General features: G+C 69.3%; 20 protein-coding genes. 9 read left to right on the forward strand and 11 right to left on the reverse strand.

Annotated elements, in window-relative coordinates; genetic code table 11:
* Positions 1 to 4: 4 nt before the first annotated feature.
* A complete protein-coding gene (locus ACIPV5_RS08825; protein ID WP_400340778.1) occupies positions 5 to 1,072 on the reverse strand; it encodes an NADH:flavin oxidoreductase/NADH oxidase in 1,068 nt (355 codons plus the stop codon).
* A gap of 56 nt (positions 1,073 to 1,128) precedes the next feature.
* On the opposite strand from ACIPV5_RS08825, the gene ACIPV5_RS08830 reads away from it, so the two are divergent.
* The 5 genes from ACIPV5_RS08830 to ACIPV5_RS08850 are packed head-to-tail and all read left to right on the forward strand — an operon-like array spanning position 1,129 to position 5,404.
* Positions 1,129 to 1,965 carry an NAD(P)H-hydrate dehydratase gene (locus ACIPV5_RS08830; protein WP_072591065.1) on the forward strand — a complete coding sequence of 279 codons (837 nt, stop codon included), beginning with the start codon at positions 1,129 to 1,131 and terminating at the stop codon, positions 1,963 to 1,965.
* Complete coding sequence (locus tag ACIPV5_RS08835) at positions 1,962 to 3,200, forward strand: glycosyltransferase 87 family protein (protein WP_072591066.1); 1,239 nt, start codon at positions 1,962 to 1,964, stop codon at positions 3,198 to 3,200. The genes ACIPV5_RS08830 and ACIPV5_RS08835 overlap by 4 nt, the downstream gene beginning before the upstream one ends.
* Positions 3,201 to 3,204: 4 nt before the next feature.
* Positions 3,205 to 3,537 (forward strand): thiamine-binding protein, encoded by a 333-nt coding sequence (locus ACIPV5_RS08840; RefSeq protein WP_056278282.1) that lies wholly within the window; start codon positions 3,205 to 3,207, stop codon positions 3,535 to 3,537.
* 9 nt (positions 3,538 to 3,546) lie between these two features.
* A complete protein-coding gene (locus tag ACIPV5_RS08845) occupies positions 3,547 to 4,767 on the forward strand; it encodes an MFS transporter (RefSeq protein WP_372984416.1) in 1,221 nt (406 codons plus the stop codon).
* A gap of 28 nt (positions 4,768 to 4,795) precedes the next feature.
* The gene (locus tag ACIPV5_RS08850) at positions 4,796 to 5,404 is read left to right on the forward strand and encodes an NUDIX hydrolase (protein WP_400340780.1); all 609 of its coding nucleotides are present in this window, start codon (positions 4,796 to 4,798) and stop codon (positions 5,402 to 5,404) included.
* Here ACIPV5_RS08850 and ACIPV5_RS08855 read toward each other — a convergent pair.
* From ACIPV5_RS08855 to ACIPV5_RS08870, 4 genes are all read right to left on the reverse strand, one after another.
* Entirely contained in the window at positions 5,401 to 6,609 is a 1,209-nt protein-coding gene (locus tag ACIPV5_RS08855; protein WP_053095688.1) for a homoserine O-acetyltransferase, read from the reverse strand. The genes ACIPV5_RS08850 and ACIPV5_RS08855 overlap by 4 nt on opposite strands.
* 83 nt (positions 6,610 to 6,692) lie before the next feature.
* The gene (locus ACIPV5_RS08860; RefSeq protein WP_400341259.1) at positions 6,693 to 7,538 is read right to left on the reverse strand and encodes an endonuclease/exonuclease/phosphatase family protein; all 846 of its coding nucleotides are present in this window, start codon (positions 7,536 to 7,538) and stop codon (positions 6,693 to 6,695) included.
* 209 nt (positions 7,539 to 7,747) lie between these two features.
* Positions 7,748 to 9,070 carry a bifunctional o-acetylhomoserine/o-acetylserine sulfhydrylase gene (locus ACIPV5_RS08865; RefSeq protein ID WP_056278296.1) on the reverse strand — a complete coding sequence of 441 codons (1,323 nt, stop codon included), beginning with the start codon at positions 9,068 to 9,070 and terminating at the stop codon, positions 7,748 to 7,750.
* A gap of 143 nt (positions 9,071 to 9,213) precedes the next feature.
* Entirely contained in the window at positions 9,214 to 9,804 is a 591-nt protein-coding gene (locus ACIPV5_RS08870; RefSeq protein ID WP_400340783.1) for a TetR/AcrR family transcriptional regulator, read from the reverse strand.
* A gap of 34 nt (positions 9,805 to 9,838) precedes the next feature.
* On the opposite strand from ACIPV5_RS08870, the gene ACIPV5_RS08875 reads away from it, so the two are divergent.
* Genes ACIPV5_RS08875 through ACIPV5_RS08890 form a run of 4 tightly spaced genes read left to right on the forward strand, consistent with a single transcriptional unit; the run spans position 9,839 to position 12,936 of the window.
* On the forward strand, positions 9,839 to 10,825 hold the full coding sequence (locus tag ACIPV5_RS08875; protein WP_400340785.1) for a DMT family transporter: 987 nt from the start codon (positions 9,839 to 9,841) through the stop codon (positions 10,823 to 10,825).
* On the forward strand, positions 10,819 to 11,601 hold the full coding sequence (locus tag ACIPV5_RS08880; RefSeq protein WP_171821902.1) for an SDR family oxidoreductase: 783 nt from the start codon (positions 10,819 to 10,821) through the stop codon (positions 11,599 to 11,601). Before ACIPV5_RS08875 ends, ACIPV5_RS08880 begins: the two co-directional genes overlap by 7 nt.
* A 2-nt stretch (positions 11,602 to 11,603) precedes the next feature.
* Positions 11,604 to 12,314, forward strand: coding sequence for a uracil-DNA glycosylase (locus tag ACIPV5_RS08885; protein ID WP_295105658.1), 711 nt, complete (start codon positions 11,604 to 11,606; stop codon positions 12,312 to 12,314).
* 4 nt (positions 12,315 to 12,318) lie between these two features.
* On the forward strand, positions 12,319 to 12,936 hold the full coding sequence (locus tag ACIPV5_RS08890) for an N-acetyltransferase family protein (protein ID WP_320487976.1): 618 nt from the start codon (positions 12,319 to 12,321) through the stop codon (positions 12,934 to 12,936).
* A gap of 9 nt (positions 12,937 to 12,945) precedes the next feature.
* Here ACIPV5_RS08890 and ACIPV5_RS08895 read toward each other — a convergent pair whose 3' ends face one another.
* From ACIPV5_RS08895 to ACIPV5_RS08920, 6 genes are all read right to left on the reverse strand, one after another.
* Complete coding sequence (locus tag ACIPV5_RS08895) at positions 12,946 to 13,740, reverse strand: ATP-binding cassette domain-containing protein (protein WP_320487977.1); 795 nt, start codon at positions 13,738 to 13,740, stop codon at positions 12,946 to 12,948.
* A complete protein-coding gene (locus ACIPV5_RS08900; protein ID WP_400340788.1) occupies positions 13,737 to 14,528 on the reverse strand; it encodes an ATP-binding cassette domain-containing protein in 792 nt (263 codons plus the stop codon). Before ACIPV5_RS08900 ends, ACIPV5_RS08895 begins: the two co-directional genes overlap by 4 nt.
* Positions 14,525 to 15,391: an ABC transporter permease gene (locus tag ACIPV5_RS08905; RefSeq protein ID WP_400340790.1), complete on the reverse strand. Its 867-nt coding sequence runs from the start codon at positions 15,389 to 15,391 to the stop codon at positions 14,525 to 14,527. The genes ACIPV5_RS08900 and ACIPV5_RS08905 overlap by 4 nt, the downstream gene beginning before the upstream one ends.
* Positions 15,391 to 16,338, reverse strand: a complete 948-nt coding sequence (locus ACIPV5_RS08910) for an ABC transporter permease (RefSeq protein WP_053095696.1) — start codon at positions 16,336 to 16,338, stop codon at positions 15,391 to 15,393. The genes ACIPV5_RS08905 and ACIPV5_RS08910 overlap by 1 nt, the downstream gene beginning before the upstream one ends.
* A gap of 13 nt (positions 16,339 to 16,351) precedes the next feature.
* The gene (locus tag ACIPV5_RS08915) at positions 16,352 to 17,872 is read right to left on the reverse strand and encodes an ABC transporter substrate-binding protein (protein WP_400340792.1); all 1,521 of its coding nucleotides are present in this window, start codon (positions 17,870 to 17,872) and stop codon (positions 16,352 to 16,354) included.
* Positions 17,873 to 17,966: 94 nt separating this feature from the next.
* Positions 17,967 to 18,893, reverse strand: coding sequence for an alpha/beta fold hydrolase (locus ACIPV5_RS08920; protein ID WP_400340793.1), 927 nt, complete (start codon positions 18,891 to 18,893; stop codon positions 17,967 to 17,969).
* Between the last annotated feature and the right edge of the window lie 164 nt (positions 18,894 to 19,057).

Genomic DNA, 19,057 nt, shown 5'->3' on the forward strand with positions numbered 1-19,057 from the left:
GTGGTCAGCGCCAGTGCGCGCGCTCGTACTGCGGCGGCCAGGTGATGTCCGCGCCGAGTTCGTGCGCGGCGCGGAGCGCGAAGTGCGGGTCGCGCAGCCACTCCCGGCCGGCGAAGATCGCGTCGGCGGCCCCGTCGGCGAGCACCTGCTCGGCCTGTTCGGCAGCGGTGATCAGGCCCACGGCGGACACCGGGATGCGTCCGCCCTGGCGTACCAACTCGGCCAGCGGCACCTGGTATCCGGGGAACACGCTGATCTGCTGATGCGCGACGAGCCCGCCGCTGGAGACGTCGATGAGATCGGCCCCGTGCTCGGTAGCCCAGGTGCTCACCGTCGCCGCCTCCTCGGGCGTGAACCCGCCCTCGGCGTGATCGGTCGCCGAGATGCGGACGAACACCGGCACATCGTCACCGGCGACCTCGCGGATCGCGTCGACCACCCGGAGGAGCAGCCGAGCCCGGTTCTCGAGCGACCCGCCGTACTCGTCGTCCCGCAGGTTCGACAGAGGAGAGAGGAACTGGTGCAGCAGGTATCCATGTGCGCCGTGGACCTCGAGCACGTCGAAGCCGGCGTCGAGCGCCCGTCGAGTGGCGGCGGCGAATCCCGCCACGACGGCGTCGATGCCGGCCGCATCGAGTGCGACCGGTGCGGCGAAGCCCTCGAAGGCGATCGCGGACGGGGCCGTGGTCGTCCATCCGCCGTCGGTCTCGGGCACGGATCCGCGCTCGTCGGCCCAGGGCCACCAGGTCGACGCCTTGCGGCCGGCGTGCGCCAATTGGATGCCCGCAGCGGCACCGCGCGAGTGGATCGCCTCGACGATCGGCGCCCAGGCGTCGCGCTGCTCGTCGTTCCAGAGCCCGGCGTCTCGCGGTGAGATGCGACCTTCCGGCACGACAGCGGTCGCCTCGGCGACGATCAGGCCCGCGCCGCCGGAGGCGAACTGCGCGAGGTGAGTGTGGTGCCACTCCTGCACGACACCGTCCACCGCGCTGTACATGCACATGGGGGACACCCAGAGCCGGTTGCGGAAAGCGGAGGAACGGATGCTCAGGGGAGAGAAGAGAATGCTCACCCCTCGACGCTACTGTGCGGCTGGGGCGAGGAGGGCCGTCGCACTAACGTGGAGTCATGCCCGACGCACGCGATTGGTCCCGCGACGACACCGCCCGCCTCCTGCGCGTGCCGGGCGCGGATGACGACAAGTACTCCCGCGGGGTCGTGGGCCTGCGCACCGGGTCTTCGGACTACCCCGGCGCAGCCGTGCTCGGCGTGGAAGCGGCGTGGCGTGCCGGAGCAGGATTCGTCCGGTATATCGGTGAGGGACGAGCGGCGGATGCCGTGATCGCTCGCCGCCCCGAGACGGTGGTCAGCCCGCGGGCCGCCGGCGCACGCGTCGGCGCCTGGGTCATCGGATCGGGGACGAATGCCGCGAGCAGGACCTCCGACGAGGAACGCGAGCTCCGCGACCTGCTCGACGGCTCCGTCCCGGTGGTCGTCGACGCGGGGGCACTGGATCTCGCGCCCGGGAGCCGCGCGCCGCTCGTGCTGACGCCGCATCGACGCGAGTTCGAGCGGCTGCAGACTCAGCTCGGCTTCGCCGGTGACGATGATCGGGCGACCGCGGTCGCCCGCGTGGCGAGCGAGATCGACGCGACCGTGCTGCTGAAGGGCGCGCAGACGCTGATCGCAGACCCCGACGGCGGCGTCATCCGAGTGGAGGCAGGCACCGGCTGGCTGGCGACGGCCGGCACCGGTGATGTCCTCGGGGGTGTTCTCGGAGCGCTGCTCGCGGGCGAGGTCGACGCATCGACTGCGGAGATCGCGGCCGCCGCCGCCTGGCTGCACGGTCACGCCGGGCGCATCGCTGCGGGCATCGGCGCAATCGGCGGCGCGCAGGGGCATCCGATCGTCGCCCTGGATGTCGCGGAGGCTCTTCCTCGCGCGATCGCGGACGTCATCGCGTGAGTCGCACCACGACGGTTCGTCTCGTCGCGCTGTGGAGCGCGTTCGCGACCGTGCATATCGCGATCGCGGTCACGGGGTGGCTGTACCCGAGCCAGCCGATGGGCGACGTGGTGCTGGTCTACGAACCCTGGTCGACCGCCGCGCTCTCGGGAGGAGCGATCGTCGGGATCACCGAGTCGTGGGTCTATCCCCAGCTCGCGCTCGTTCCCATGCTGCTCGCCAAGGTCCTGTCGGCCCCGCTCATCGCCGTCGTGGGCGCCTCGGAGGCCTATCTGATCGCGTGGGCTGCGCTTGTGACGGTGCTCGATGCGATCGCCTTCGCGGTGCTTCTCGGCCGCGCATCATCTCGTCCGCGGCGTGCGGCGGCGTGGTTCTGGGTCGCCGCCCTGCTTCTGCTCGGCCCGATCGCGATGTACCGCATCGACGCGATCACCGTGCCTCTGGCGGTGATCGGCGGGCTCTGGCTGGTCCGTCGCCCCGCTGCGGCAGCCGCGCTGCTGACGATCGGCGCCTGGATCAAGATCTGGCCGGCCGCCCTCGTGCTCGCCGCCGTGGTCGCGCTCGTGAGCAGGATGCGCGTCCTGCTCACGGCTGCAGCCGTGTCCGCCGTCGTCATCTCGCTGCTGTTCCTGCTCGGAGCCGACACCGAGATCTTCGGATTCCTGACGGAGCAGACCGGGCGGGGCCTCCAGATCGAAGCCGTCGCGGCGACCCCGTTCCTCTGGCTCGCGATCTCGGGTGCCGCTCGCATCGAGTACAGCTTCGACATCCTGACCTTCCAGATCAGTGCTCAGGGTGCGGACGCGGTCAGTGCGGTGCTCACACCGCTGATGGCGGTCCTCGTGGTCGTCGTGATGGTCGTCGGGGGACTCAAGGCTGCGCGGGGCGCATCGTCGGCGCGGCTGTTGCCTCCTCTCGCGCTGAGTCTCGTCACGACCCTGATCGTGATGAACAAGGTGGGCTCACCGCAGTTCCAGACGTGGCTGATCGCTCCGGTCATCCTGTGGTTCGTCTTCGACCGCGCACGAGCCGTCTGGCCCGCCGTGCTCGTGCTCGCGCTCTGTGCCCTCACGTGCCTGGTCTACCCGCTCAGCTACGACGCGCTGCTGCGCGCGGAGCTGCAGCCCATCGTCATCCTGACCGCGCGGAACGTCCTCCTCATCGTGCTCCTCGCCGTCGGCATCCGCGCCGTCGTCCGTGTGCCCGCCCGCAATCCGTCCACCACCCGGGAGTGAACCCATGTTGATCGCCTTCTCCGTCGCGCCGAGCGGCACACCCTCCGACGGATCGGAGCGCTCAGACGCGTCGGTCCACGACGCGGTCGCCGCCGCCGTGCGGGTCGTGCGCGAGTCGGGACTGCCGCACCGCACGACCAGCATGTTCACCGAGATCGAAGGACCGGACTGGGACTCGGTGATGGACGTCGTCAAGCGCGCGACCGAGGCCGTGATGCCGTTCGGGTCGCGGGTCTCGCTGGTGCTCAAGGCTGACATCCGACCCGGGTACGCGGGGGAGCTCGATGCGAAGATCGAGCGGCTCGAAGCGGCGATCGACGACTCGGACACCCCGTAGACTCGACGGGTGAATCCCTCGACTGAATCGAGGGGTGCGGCGAAGTGGGCGCTCCTCTCCCTCGCCATCGGCAGCTTCGGCATCGGCATGACCGAGTTCGTCGTCATGGGCCTGCTGCCCAACATCGCTGACGAGCTGCTGCCCACGCTGTGGGCCAGCAGCCCCGAAGACGCGCTGAGCCAGGCCGGCTGGCTGATCTCGCTCTACGCTCTCGGCGTCGTCGTCGGAGCTCCTACGATCGCCGGCTTCGTCGCGCGCTACCCGCGGCATCGCGTGATGATCGGGCTGGCTCTGGCGCTGACCCTGTTCAACGCGCTCACGGTCTTCCTCCCGACCTTCGAACTCGTCGGTGCCTCGCGATTCCTCGCGGGGCTGCCTCACGGCGCCTACTTCGGCATCGGCGCGCTGGTCGCGGCTGACGTGATGGGGCCGGGCAACCGAGCCAAGGGCGTCGCCTTCATCCTCACCGGATTGACGGTGGCGAACGTGGTCGGGGTGCCGTTCGGGACCTTCCTCGGTCAGCTCTGGGGGTGGCGGGCAGCCTTCGCGGTCGTGACCCTCGTCTTCGCCCTCGCGACCGTCTGCATCATCTTCTTCGTGCCCGAGCATCCCGGCTCTCCCGGCCGGACCATGCGCGAGGAGCTCGGCGTGTTCCGCATCCCGCAGGTCTGGTTCACGCTCGGCGTCGGTGCGATCGGGTTCGGCGGCTTCTTCGCGGTCTACAGCTACATCGCGCCCCTGGTGACCGAGGTGGCGGGCTCTCCCGAGTGGGCGGTGCCGATCGTGCTGGTGCTGATGGGATTGGGCATGACCGCCGGCAACCTCGTCGGCGGGCATCTCGCCGACATCGACCTGCGACGCACGCTGCTCTTCGGACTCGCAGCGATGGCGCTCGTGTTCGCACTCCTCGCCGTGCTCGCATTCTGGATCGTCAGCCTCGCCCTCCTCGTATTCGTCGTGGGCTTCGTGTCCTCGGTGCTCAGCCCGACGATCCAGACGCGGTTGATGGATGTCGCCGGAGACAATCAGTCGATCGCCGCGGCGATGAACCACTCTGCGCTCAACATCGGCAACAGCCTCGGCGCGTTCCTCGGCGGCATGGTGATCGCGGCCGGATGGGGCTTCGTCGCGCCGTCGTGGACCGGGGCGGCCCTCGCGGTCGCGGGCCTCGTGATCGCGCTGCTGTCGTATCGCACAGAGGCGCGCAGGCCCGTCCTCGTTCAGGCCTGAGCGGCATTGCGCCTCATAGAGTGAGGCTGTGACCGATCTCGACCATCTGCCCGTCGCCGGGACGGCCGTGCTGCTGCGCTCGACACGCGGCGGCTTCGCTGTGCTGCTGATGCGCCGGCCGGATCGCGGTTCGTTCGCCGGTGCGTGGGTGTTCCCGGGCGGCAAGGTGGAGCCGTCCGACTGCCGCGCGGGGGCGGAGGAGAGCGACGACGCGCGTCGAGCGGCGATCCGTGAGACGCGCGAGGAGGTCGGCCTGACGATCGCCGATCCGGTGCTGCTGTCCCGCTGGCAGCCGCCGGCTGAGGCGCCGATCCGCATCCGGACATGGTTCTTCCTCGCCGTAGCGCCGGACGGGGACCTGCGGTTCTCGCCCGACGAGGTCGTCGACGCGGTCTGGTTGAGCCCTGCCGAAGCTCTGTCGAGGCATGCGACGGGGGAGTGGACGCTCTTCCCGCCGACCTGGGTCACCCTGCATCAGCTCAGCCGGTTCGACACGGCCGAGGACGCTCTCGCGTCGGCTGGCGAGGCGCAGCACTTCGCGACCCGGGTGGTCCGGTCGCCACACGGCACCGACTTCGAGTGGGAGGGCCTGCGGCTGCGCACCGGATCCCTGCCGTGGACGATCGATCCGATCTAGCTCGCGAGCAGCCGCCGCAGGTTGCTGCCGACCGCCTCGGTCTCGATGAGGAAGCCGTCATGCCCGAAATCGCTGTTCAGCACCACGGCTTCGGTGCCGTCGAGGGTGTTCGGGATGCTGCGGGAGATGCGGTGCTGGCCGTCGACGGGGAAGAGGCGGTCGCTGTCGATGCCGAGGACGAGCGTCGTCGCCGTCACGGCGCGCAGCGCCTCTTCGACCCCGCCGCGGTCGCGGCCGACGTCGTGCGAGTTCATCGCCTCGACGAGGGTGATGTAGCTGTTCGCGTCGAAACGGCGGGTGAACTTGTTGCCGTGGAAGTCCAGGTACGACTCGACCGCGAAACGTCCGCCATGGCCGAGAGGCGACACCCCTGACTGCCACGAGCGCTGGAACCGCTGGTTGAGCTCGATCGGACTGCGGTAGTTGAGCAGTGCCATACGACGGGCGAGCGCCAGTCCGCGGTGCGGGCCGTCGCCGTCGGCCAGATCGTAGTACTCGCCGCCCAGGAACCGGGGATCCATCCGGATGGTCTCGAGCTGCACCGTGTTCAGGGCGATCTGATCGGCTGTCGTGACCGGAGGCGATGACAGCACGGCGAGGCGAGCGACACGCTCGGGGTGCGAGACCGCCCATTCGAGCGCGTGCATCCCGCCCATGGAACCGCCGATCACCGCGGCCCAGGTGTCGATGCCCAGCGAGTCGGCGAGGCGTACCTGCGCGGCGACCTGGTCGCGGATCGTCAGGTAGGGGAAGCGCGAGGCCCACTCGTATCCGGAGGGGGCGATGCTGGCCGGGCCGGTGGATCCCTGGCAGCCGCCGAGCATGTTGGGTGCGATGACGAACCAGCGGTCGGTGTCGAGCGGTGCTCCGGGGCCGGTGATGTCCTCCCACCAGCCGGCGGTCGGGTGTCCCGCCCCGGCGGCGCCGCGCACGTGACTGTCGCCGGTGAGCGCATGCAGGACGAGGATCGCGTTGTCCCGGTCGTCGTTCAGCTCGCCCCAGGTCTCGAACGCGAGGCGGAAGCCCGGGAGCTCGGCGCCGCTCTCGGTCGGGAAAGCGCCGAACGAGGTGAAACGCCGTCCGCCGGCCGGGTCCCCGTCGCGCCACGCGCCGGTGGCGGGAGGTCGTGCGCGAAGCAGGCGCACGTCGGCCTCCGTCACGGGCGCCGACGGCACCGTGTCCTCAGAGGTCGTCTGCCAGTCCATGCTTCCATTCTCGCCTGACGCGCGACGCGCCGGCCGCAGGTTACGCGCCCGGTGCGCCGCGGACGGATGCGTCGTCGGATCGCTCAGAACGCGAGGGTGGTGACCGTCGCCAGGTGGTCGCTGCTGCCTGCCCGCATGGTCGTCGAACCGAGCACGGTCAGGCCGCGCGTGAAGACATGATCGATCCTGGCGAGCGGGAGTGCGGCGGGCCACGTGAACCCGAGGGCGCCGTCGGTCGGCCTGACCCAGTCGAGCTGAGATCGGATGGCGCCCAGGGCAGGATCTGCAGAGGCGGCGTTGAAGTCGCCGACGACGACGACCGACCCCGATGAATCGGCGGCGACGGCATCGGCGATGCCGGACAGCATCGCGTCCCTCTCGCTCTGCACGCCCGGGCGGACGGACGCCGCGTGCATGACGTAGACGGCCACCTCGCCGTCCGGCGCGTTCACGACCACACGCAGTGCGCGCTTCCAGTCGAGTCCGAGCGACAGCGCCTGCGCATCCGCGATCGGCAGGCGGCTCCACACGGCGACCGTGCCGACGGCATACGAGTGCGGGTAGTCGGCGGCGAGCGTGTCGCGTGCCGCCGCGAGGCTGTCGGCGTCGAGCTCGGTGAGGGCGATGACCTCGGCGCCGGAGCCAGCGAGGTCTGTCGCGGATTCCGCCGCGCCACCGGAGTGGGCGCGCACGTTCTGGCTGACTATCCGCACGCCGGGCGATTCGTCGGCGCTGCCCGATGCGAAGCCCGGAGCAGACGGAGCGATCGCCAGCATCCACGCGACGATAGGCACGAGCAGCACCAGGAGGACACGTCGGGCGAGGAGGAGGGCGACCACCGCCAGCACTCCGAGCGCGAGACCGCACCAGGGGAGAAGCGCAGCGGCCGCGGTTCCCACCACGCCCGGGACCCAGACGCACACGATCATGACCAGCACGACCAGTGCGACGACGGCGATGGCTCGCCCCGCAGGTACGTGCGTGCGTCGGCGGGTCGGCGGATGCGTCGTGGCGGTGATCGTGAGCTCCTCGGGTGGGTTCTCATTGTCGTCCGCGCCGCCTGTGCACGGGCCGAACGAGCCGGGGACGAGAAGTGCCCCGAGCCGAAGCCCGGGGCACTTGCTCTGCGTGATGGCGGTCAGGCGCGAGCGGCCTCCGACACGCGGCGAGCCGCGGCGAGTGCCTCGTCGAGGTCTGCCTTGAGGTCGTCGATGTTCTCGATGCCCACCGACAGTCGCACGAGGCCGGGGGTGACGCCGGCCGTGAGCTGCTGCTCGGGCGTGAGCTGCGCGTGGGTGGTCGACGCCGGGTGGATGACGAGAGAGCGCACGTCGCCGATGTTCGCGAGGTGGCTGAACAGCGACAGGCTGTTGACGAACTCGCGACCGGCTTCGACGCCGCCCTTGAGCTCGAACGACAGCACCGCGCCGACGCCCTTGGGCGCGTACTGGTTCGCCTTGGCGTACCAGGGCGACGAGGGCAGGCCAGAGTAGTTGACGGATGCCACGTCGTCCCGGCTGTCGAGCCACTCGGCGATCTCCTGGGCGTTCTGCACGTGACGCTCGATGCGCAGCGACAGCGTCTCGATGCCCTGGATGAGGTTCCAGGCGCTCTGCGGCGCGATGGCCGAGCCGAGGTCGCGGAGCAGCTGCACCCGGGCCTTGATGATGTAGGCGAGCGGGTCACCGACCGCGGCGGTGTAGCTCGCGCCGTGGTACGACGGGTCGGGCTCGGTGAGGCCGGGGAAGCGCTCGACGTTCTTCGACCACTCGAAGGTGCCGCCGTCGATGATCGCGCCGCCGATGGTGGTGCCGTGGCCGCCGAGGAACTTGGTGACCGAGTGCACGACGATGTCGGCCCCGTGCTCGAACGGGCGGATCAGGTACGGAGTCGCGATCGTGTTGTCGACGATCAGCGGGACGCCGCCCTCGTGCGCCACGTCTGCGACGGTGCGGATGTCGAGGATGTTGATCTGCGGATTGCCGATGGTCTCCGCGAAGAAGAGCTTGGTGTTCGGTCGCAGCGCGCGGCGCCACTCCTCGGGGTCGTCCTGGTTCTCGACGAACGTGACCTCGATGCCGAGCTTGGCGAGCGTGTACTTGAACAGGTTATACGTGCCGCCGTAGATCGAGCTGGACGAGACGATGTGGTCACCGGCCTGCGCGATGTTCAGCACAGCGAACGTCGACGCCGCCTGACCGCTGGCGAGGACGAGGGCTCCGGTGCCCCCCTCGAGCGCCGCGAGGCGCTGCTCCAGGACGTCCTGCGTCGGGTTCTGGATGCGGGTGTAGATGTTGCCGAACTCCGCCAGGGCGAACAGGTTCGCGGCGTGATCCGCGCTGTCGAACACGTAGGACGTGGTCTGGTAGATCGGAGTGGCACGGGCCTTGGTCACGGGGTCGGGAGCAGCGCCGGAGTGGATCTGCTTGGTCTCGAAACGCCAGGTCTCGGGTGCGGACATGTGTTCCCCCTGGAACTGTTGGAAGGTCGATTCGACTGATGTCGTTGATGCGACAGTACGGAATATCGGAAGTTGTCAACAGTGGGTGGGAAATGTGACGTAATGAACACCGGCCGGATCCCGGCGCCGGTGCGCGTGCGGGTTCAGGGCCGGCCGAGCAGCCTCGCCGCCCACGTGCGAGCGATCGCGAACGGCTCGGCGAACGTCGTCATCCCGACCGTGACGATCGCGCCCTCGTACAGCAGCATCATCGCCTGTGCCATCGCCTGCGGATCGGTGATCCCCGCTTCGCTGCAGAGCTCCTCGAACAGATCGAGGAGCCAGGCCTTCTGGCGAGACACCTCGGGGAACACCGGGTGGTCGTCGTTGCCCTCGCCGATCTCGGCTCGGGCGTTGATCGCGCTGCATCCCTTCGGGCTGTTCTCGTCGGACCAGGAGATCGCGGCGTCGAAGACCGCGAGCACACGGTCGGCGCCGGGGCGGGGCACCCGGGCGAGCTGGCCGGCGACGTGGTCGCGCCACCGCGCATCCCGGTGCTGGAGGTAGGAGACGACCAGCGCCTCCTTCGACCCGAAGCGGTCGTAGAGCGTCTTCTTCGTGACTCCGGCCGCCTCGGCGATCGTGTCGACCCCGACCGCGTGGATGCCTCGCTCGTAGAACAGTCGGGATGCGGCGTCGAGAACGCGCCGCCCTCCGGGCGTGAGCGGGACGAGTTCGGGAACGGACGAGGTCATGCGGACGACTATACCAGTCTGTATAGTCGGCATCATGAGTAAACAGATCGGTGTACTTCGGGTCGTGACGACGGCGACCGCCGCGACCGCATTCGTCGTGACCTGGAGCTCGGGGTTCATCATCCCGGCGTTCGCCACCGTCGAGGTCTCGCCCCTGACGCTCCTCGTGTGGCGGTTCGCACCCCTGGCCGTCGCGCTGCTCGTGCTCGTCGTCGTCTCAGGAGCGGCGACGGGGATGCACCGACGTGAGCTCCGGATCCAGGCCTCGATAGGGATCTTCGCGCAGTTCGGCTACTGCATCGCGGTCTACGGTGCCGTCGCCGCAGGCATCGCCACCGGCACCGTGGCTCTCATCGACGCGGTGCAGCCCCTGGTGGTGGCTGTGCTCGTCGGGCCCATCCTCGGTCTGCGTGTGCGCGGAGCCCAATGGGTCGGGCTCGGAGTGGGCGCGATCGGAGTGCTGCTCGTCGTCCAGTCGCAGCTCGGCGCCACCGAGGCTCCACCTGCGGCCTACGCGCTCCCGGCCGTCGCCATGGTGTGCCTCATCGTCGGCACCCTGCTGCAGCGGAAGACCGGGGTGCAGACCGGCGTGCTCGTGACGCTGACCGTCCACGTGACGGTGACGGCGGCGCTGCTCGTGGTGATCGCGGCGGTGACGGGGACGCTGGTTCCGCCCGCCTCCGGATCGTTCTGGCTCGCCGTGGTGCTGACCGCGGCCGCTCCGACGCTCGCCGCATACGGCCTGTACTGGTGGCTGCTGAAGCGCATCGGCATCACCGCCCTGCAGGCGCTGCTCTTCCTGATCGCGCCGACGACGTCACTGGCCGGAACCATCCTGCTGGGGGAGCCTCTGACGATCCTCACGATCGCCGGATTCGCCCTGTGCGGAGCCGGGGTCGCACTCGTCCTCGTCTCCGAGGTCCGGTCGGCGCGCGTCCACTCCCGACGCGGCGCGTCGAGACGACCCGACCATGCGCAGCGGCTTTCGCGGCCGGAACATCGTACGGTGGAGGAATGGTGAACAGGCGTGCAGTGGTGACGGGTGCGAGTTCGGGTATCGGACAGGCGACGGTGCGCGCGCTGCGCGCCCGCGGCTGGGGGGTCGTGGGAGTCGCGCGACGGGCGTCCCGACTGGAGGCGCTCTCGGCGGAGACCGGGGCGTCGACGATCGCGTGCGACCTGACGAACCCGGAAGCCGTCGCAGCGCTGGTCTCGGAGCTCGAGGATTCGGGACCCGTGCACGCTCTCGTGCAGGTCGCGGGCGGAGCGCGGGGCACGGATCGCATCGAGAACGCGTCGATCGACGACTGGCAGTGGATGTACGACGCGAACGTGCTCTCGAGCCAGCGTCTGGTGGCGGGGCTCCTGCCTCTGCTTCGTCGGGCAGCCGCCGCGGACGGTCACGCGGACACCGTGTTCGTGACCTCGACGGCCGCCCAGGTGGCCTACCCGGGTGGCGGAGGCTACAACGCCGCCAAGGCCGCGCAGGCCATGCTCGTGCACGCCCTCCGTCTCGAGTTGAACGGCGAGCCGATCCGCGTGTCCGAGATCGCTCCCGGAATGGTGCACACCGAGGAGTTCACGCTCAACCGTTTGGGCGGAGACGCGGTCGCGGCAGAGGCCGTGTATTCGGGCGTCGAGGCGCCGCTGCGTGCCGAGGACGTCGCCGACGTGATCGCCTATGCCCTCGACGCGCCCGCTCATGTGAATCTCGACCTCGTCACGATGCGACCCGTCGCGCAGTCGGCCAACCATCTTCTCGCCCGCGGACCGCTGCGCGTGCGGCCGATCGACTGAGGATGACCGCGCGCACTCTCGCCGAGCTCGCCGGCGACGGTCTCATGGACCCCGAATGGGCGGACGCACTCGCTCCGGCTCAGCAGACGATCACCGCCCTCGGGGAGCGGCTGCGGGAGGAGCAGGCCGCAGGACGCGGTTATCTTCCCGCGGGCGATCACGTGCTGCGCGCCTTCGAACGCCCGATGTCCGACGTCAAGGTGCTCATCACCGGCCAGGACCCGTATCCGACTCCCGGGCACCCGATCGGGCTGTCGTTCGCCGTCGACCATGACGTGCGGCCGCTGCCGCGCAGCCTGGGGAACATCTACCGGGAACTCGAGAGCGATCTCGGCATCCCGCCCGCCCCCCACGGAGATCTGTCCGCGTGGAGCGACCAGGGGGTCCTGCTGCTCAACAGGGTGCTGACCGTGCGGCCCGGCGAGGCCGGCTCCCATCGCCGCTGGGGATGGGAGCAGGTGACCGAGCTCGCGATCCGCGCACTCGTCGCGCGGGACCAGCCGCTCGTCGCGATCCTGTGGGGCAAGGACGCCGCGAATCTGCAGCCCCTCCTCGGAGAGACCCCCGTGATCGCCTCGGCGCACCCGTCTCCGCTCTCCGCACGGCGCGGATTCTTCGGCTCTCGGCCGTTCTCGCGAGCGAACGAGCTGCTCGACGGGCTCGGTGCGAGTCCGATCGACTGGCGCGTCGGCGAAGCGCCCCCTCTAAGCTGATCGCATGCAGTTCGAGCCCGGTGATCGCCGCCGTGTGCTGCCGCGCCATCTGCGCCCGCAGCCCGAACCCGACGTGTTCTCGTACTCGATCCGCCCCGCACGTTCGGGCGACCTCCCGTACGTGCGCGAGATCTACAACCATTTCGTCAGCAATTCGGTGGTCACTCTCGATGAGCGGCGCAGCAGCATCCCCTACTGGCGTGAGAAGTTCGCGCTGCTGAGCAAGCTCGGCCTGCCCTTCCTGGTGGCGGTCTCGCCGGCGGGGGTCGTGATCGGGTACGCGCTGGCGCAGCCGTGGGCGGGCAAGAACGCGTACCGGTACACGGTCGAGGACTCGATCTACCTCGGCCCGGGAGCCGGCGGCAAGGGACTCGGAGCTGCGCTGCTGCAGGCGCTCATCGACGCCTGCGAACAGCTCGGCATCCGCGAGATGGTGGCCGTGATCAGCGACACGAAGGCCGACGCCTCGATTCGGCTCCACGCGAAGCTCGGCTTCGTCGAAGCCGGACGGATGGGCCGAGTCGGGCACAAGTTCGGCCGCGACCTCGGGACGGTCTACATGCGCCGCGCGCTGCGTCCCAGCCGTCGACGGAAGTTCTTCAGCACGAGCTCGACGCGCTGACGACCCTGCTCACGACGGGGGAGCGGGGATCACGGGGATCGCGGCGAGGAGCGCCTTCGTGTAGTCCTGCGTCGGGCGCAGCAGCACGTCCGCGGTGGATCCTCGCTCGACGACGGCGCCGTCCTTCATCACGACCACCGTGTCGCACAGGTTCTGCACCACGCCGATGTCGTGCGACACCAGGACGAGCGTCAGGTCGGCGCTGCGTCGCAGCTCGATCAGGAGCTCGAGGATCTGAGCTCGCACGGTCACGTCGAGCGCCGACAGGGGCTCGTCTCCGACGAGGATGCGGGGTCGATGCACGATGGCGCGGGCCAACGCGATCCGCTGCCGCTGCCCTCCCGAGAACTCATGCGGGTAGCGGTCGCCCATCTCGGGTTCGAGGCCGACCTGCTCGAGCACGTCGCGTACACGTGCGCGGTGGTCTCCCTCGATGCCGAGCGCCCAGAGGGGCTCGCGGATGATCTGGGCGGCGGTCATCCGAGGGTCCAGCGATGCGTACGGGTCCTGGAACACGAGCCCGGTCTGACGGCGCAGCCAGTGCAGCGAGCGGGCGGATGCCGCGGCATCCACGGCTCTTCCGTCGACGGTGACGGTGCCGGACGTCGGACGGTCGAGTCCGAGCAGCAGTCTGACGAGCGTCGATTTCCCCGACCCGGATTCGCCGATGATCCCGACGGACGACCCCTCGACGATGTCGAGGTCGGTCGGTGCCAAGGCTGTCTGCCTGCGCGTCGGCTCGAAGGCGGAGCGCTTGGGGATCACGAAGTCACGCCGCAGAGACCGCGCCTCGATCAGGCTCATCGCGTGCCTCCCTCGGGCCGCCACAGGGTCGCGGTCGCGTCGCGGAGCAGCCCCTGGGTGATCGGCGACGTCGGGGCGGTGAGAAGCGTGCTCACGGGAGCCGCCTCGACCACTTGGCCGTCTTCGAGGACCACGCCCTCGGTCGCGACCTGAGCGAGGACGGCGAGATCGTGGGTGATGAACACCAGTGACATGCCCTGCTCCTCGACGAGGTTCAACAGCAGAGCGAGGATCTCGGCTTGTATCGTGACGTCGAGAGCGGTCGTCGGCTCATCGGCGATGAGCAGACGCGGTCGGCACGCGAGCGCCATCGCGATCGCCACCCGCTGCCTCTGACCGCCGGACAGCTGGTGCGGATACCGATCGACGATCGACGCCGGGTCGGGCAGGCGCACACGAGCCGCCTCCTGGATCGCTCGCTCTCGGGCCTCTCGTCGACCGATGCCCTCGTGGATGCGGATCGACTCGGCGATCTGCCTGCCGACCGTGCGGATCGGGTTCAGAGCGGTGCGCGGCTCCTGGAAGACGATCCCGATCTCGTCACCGCGCAGGCGGGCGAGCTCGCGATCCGGCATTCCGATCAGCTCGGTGCCGTTCCAGCGGATGCTGCCGCTCGCCGTCGCGCCGTCGGGAAGGAGCCCGAGAACGGCCAGGGCGGTCAAGGACTTGCCGGATCCGGATTCGCCGATCAGGCCCAGGCGCGATCCGTCCGGCACCTCGAACGAGACGCCGTCGACCACCGGCCGTCCGTCGATGCGGACGACGAGGTCGGTCACTTCGAGACTCATGCGATCACCGCCGGCGTGTGGATCTCGGCGGCGCGATGGCGCAGCGTGGGATCGGTGGCCTCGCGCAGGCCGTCGCCCAGGAGGTTGAGAGCGAGCACAGTGATCGTGATTGCGAGGCCCGGCCAGATGACCGAGAGGGGATGCACGCCGATGTAGCGCTGGAGATCGGCGAGCAGCAGCCCCCAGCTCGGCTCCACCACTGACGCGCCGAAGCCCAGGTACGACAGTCCCGCTTCGGCGAGCACGGCGACCGCCATCGACCACGACAGCTGCACGATGAACACGGGCGCGACGTTGGGCAGCAGGTGGCGCGCGAGGCTCTGACCGGTCGTCAGGCCGGAGGCCCGCGCGGCGAGGACGAAGTCGCTCTGCTGCACGCGGCGCAGCTCGGGTCGGGTGACGCGAGCGATGTTGACGCCGAAGCCGATGCCCACCGACCAGATCACCACCCAGAGCGAGCCGCCCCAGACCGACGAGATCATCATCGCGATGAGCAGCACGGGGAAGGCGATCAGGATGTCGACGAGCACGGCCACCGTCTCACGCAGCCACCGTGTCGTGAGCGCGCCGAGCGCGGCCAGGGCGATGCCGACGACCGTGGCGACGAGCCCGGCGCCGATGCTCACGAACACCGTCGTCCGAGAGCCCGCCATGAGCAGACTGAGGATGTCGCGCCCGGTGTCGTCGGTGCCGAGCAGATGGGGCCAGCCGGGGACACCCCAGCGAGCCGCCAGATCGGACTCCTGCGGGTCGAACGGCGTCCAGAACAGCGAGACGAGCGCCGTGAGAGCGACGATGGCGACGACGATCAGACCGAATCGCCCGGTCGCGGTCCGCCACAGTCTCGACAGCCAACCGGACATCAGGCCTCCCTCTGCCGAGGATCGATCGCACGATGGACCAGATCGACGAGGAAGCCCACCACGAGCACGAAACCGGTGAGCACGAGCAGCTCGCTCTGCACCTTGACGAGGTCGCGCGTTCCGACGTCGGCCACGAGCATCCGCCCGATGCCCGGGAGGGTGAACAGCTGCTCGATGACGACCGAGCCGACGATGATGCCCGCGACCTGCAGTCCGAGGACAGTGATGATCGAGAGTCCGACTGCCGGTATGCCGTGGGAGATAAGGGCGCGCGTGCGGGTGAGTCCCTTGGCGGCGGCGGTGCGGACGAAGTCCTGTCCCGCAGCCTGCAGGGTCGCACTGCGCACGAATCTCATGAGCATCGCGCCCTCAACGATGCCGATCGTGAGAGCGGGCAGCAGCAGCGACTCGATCGCTCGCCAGGGCGTGCTCCACCCGGTGCGGGGAAAGCCCTGCGGGGGAAGCCAGCCGAGCCAGACCGAGAAGACGACGATGAGCATCATGCCCGCCCAGACGACGGGCACCGCGGCGAGAGCCTGCGCGCCCACGCTCAGCGCCGTGCCTCCGCGACCGCCACGACGCAGCGCGGCCAGGATGCCGAATGGCACGGCGATGAGGACGGCGATGAGCAGGGAGAGGATGCCGAGCGGGACCGTGACCTGCGCCTTCTCGAGCAGCTCCTCGCCGACCGAGGCGCCCGAGAGGAGCGACGTGCCGAGATCGCCGCGGAAGATCCCGCCGATCCACTCCGCGTACTGCGCGGGGAGAGGACGGTTCAGACCGAGGGATTCGCGAAGGGCCTCCACCTCGTCGGGGGAGGCCTGCGTGCCCGCGATCAGCTGTGCGACATCGCCGGGGAAGACCCTGAGTGTCAGGAAGATCACCGCACTCGAGACGAGGAGCCCTGCGATGAGCAGGGCTCCTCGAACGAGCGCGTAGCGGATCACGACGTGCGCGTCATCACTTCTCGGTGGCCACGGTCACCCCGGCCAGGTTGATGCGGGAGTTGATCGAGTCCTCGGGGAAGCCGGTCACGAGCGGGCTCACGGCCGTGATGGTCGCACCGTTGTACAGCCAGTCCGCCGCGTGGTCCTCGGACACGATGCGCGCGGCTTCGGCGAGCAGGTCCGCGGACTTGTCGGGATCGACCTCGGCCAGCGCCTCGGTGTACAGGCCCTGCACCTCGGCGTTGTCGTAGCCGAAGTAGTAGTCGGGGTTCGCGAAGTTGCCGAAGTCGCGCGGCTCGACGTGCAGCACGAAGCTGAGGTCGTAGTCGTGGTTGGTGTAGACGTCCTCCAACCAGGCCGGGAACTCGACGGAGTCGACATCGAGGGTGACGCCGACCTTCTGGAAGTCCGAGATGAGCACCTTGGGGACCGTCGTTCCGTAGAAGCTGGGGATCGTCAGGGTGAGCTCGAGATCCTCCTGGCCGGCTTCTGCAAGCAACTCCTTCGCCTTCTCCGGATCGTAGGAGACGACATCGGAGAGGTCCTCGTAACCGGGGTCCAGCTCGGGGATCGGTCCGTACAGGGTGGATCCCGCACCGACGGCCTCGACGAGAGCCTCGTGATCGATCGCGAGGCGGAGTGCCTCGCGTACCCGCACGTCGTCGAGAGGCGCCTTGGCGTTGTTGAACGCGAGCGTGGCCTTGTCTGTGGTGCGGCCGGTCGTAAGGGTGAAGTCGCCGGAATCCTCGAGCTGCGGGGCGAGATTCGGGTCGACGGCTGTGAGAACCTGAACCCCGCCGTCGAGAGCGGTGTTCACTCCGGCGGTGAAGTCGGGGATGTACTGGAACTCGACCTCGGCGACTCCCGCCGGTTCGCCCCAATAGGCGTCGTTGCGGGCGAAGGTGATGGCGCTGCCCTTGTTCCACCGAGTCAGGGTGAAGGGTCCGGTTCCGTTCTCGGCGGTCTTGAGGTCGGTCGTGTCGCCCGTCTGGAAGACGAGACCCGCAGGCCCGGTGAGCGAGAACAGGAAGTTCTGGTTCGGCTCCGCGAGCACGATCTGCACCGTCGCGGGGTCCGGGGCGGTGATAGAGGCCACCGAGGCGAACTCGGCGTTGCCCTGCAGCGTCGCGTCCGTGCGGACGGCCTCGTACGAGGCGACCACGTCGGCCGAGGTGAGTGCTGTTCCGCTGTGGAACGTGATGCCCTCGTTGAGGGTAAACGTGTAAGTGAGTCCGTCGTCGGAGACCTCGTAGTCCGAGGCGAGGCGGGGCACGATCTCGTTCTCCTGCGTCCGGCTGATCAGACCCTCGTAGATGTTGTCGATGAGGATCTGCTCGAGGGCGGCGCCGCTGGTGTGACGGATGTCGAGATTGGTGGGTTCGAGGACGAGCCCCACCTGGAGCGTCGCGTCCGGATCGGGCTCTCCGACGGGCTCGGTGGTCTCGGGCTCTGCGGCACCCGCGCAGGCGGTGAGGACGATGGCGCTCGCCGCGATGGCGGAGATCAGCGCGAGTCGTCGCGTACGTCGGAACATGGGTTGTTTCCTCTCGGTGCGGCAGTTGCTGTGTGCCGATGGATCGAGCCTAGGGATGTGTCGGGTGGGTGAGGGCGGAATGTGGAACGGAACGTCACATTCCGCGCGGCGGGAGCGAGGACGAGATCACTGCGGCGAGCTGCCCGGGCGCGGTCTCCTGGACGTTGTGGGTGGCCTGGACGGCGATCACGCGGGCCTGCGGCAGACGATCGGCGAACTCCTGCGCATCCGCTGCGGTCACGAAGCCGTCGATGGCGCGGAGGAGCGTGAGGGGTGCCGACGTCTGCGAGAGATCCTGCCAGCCGGTGGTGTGAAGTGCGGACGGCGCCGAGACGTCGCCGCGGTCGTGCGCAGCGAGCGTCTGGGCCGCGAGGTGCGCGAAGTGGTGCTTCCACTCGACGCGGCCGTCGGCGCGCACGCGGGTGTTCAGGAACACGCCCCGCTCGGTGTCAGACCTGGCGCCCCCGAACCCGAACGAGATCGCACGGTCGACGAGCTCGTCGCGCGTCTCGAAATCCGTGGGGCCGGCGTAGAACTCGCGTAGGGCGGCGGGCCCGGCGGACGTGTCGATGCCCGGGGTGATGTCGACCACGATCAGCTCCGACACGAGGTCGGGACGGGCAGCGGCAAGAGCTGCGCCGGTGAGGCCGCCGAGCGAGTGGCCCACGACCAGCTGCGGGGCGTCCGTCCAGGCGTCGAGCGCCGCGGCGACGTCGAGGGCGAGAGTGCGAGGGGTGTAATCGAGGTCGTCGCGCCACGACGAGTCGCCGTGACCGGCGAGGTCGATCGCCAGCACCGGCTGCTGGAGCGCGAGCACCGTCGTGTCCCACGTGTGCGCATTGAGACCGGCGCCGTGCAGCAGTGTCACTCGAGGTGCCTCGTCGCCGAATCGCAGCGCGCTCACCTGGCGGCCGTCCGGCAGGGGCAGCGTCACGCGTCGAACGGACGGTTCGGAGACCCCCATCGTCTGCGCCTGTGCGGGAAGATAGCTGAACTCGCTGGTGTCGATCGCCACCTGCATATTCTGCTCTGCTTCGAGGGTGGTGGGGAAATGCGGGAGCATTATGTTTGCCGTAACCCGGCTCACCCTTGGCGAAAAGGTATCAAATCGGCGCTGTCATTTCGCGCTCTGCATTCTCGCTTCCTGTGAGCGGCTCGCCAGCTTGAGTGCACAACGGAATATCA

The sequence above is a fragment of the Microbacterium sp. NPDC090014 genome (assembly GCF_044748285.1).
Classification (GTDB): Bacteria; Actinomycetota; Actinomycetes; order Actinomycetales; family Microbacteriaceae; genus Microbacterium.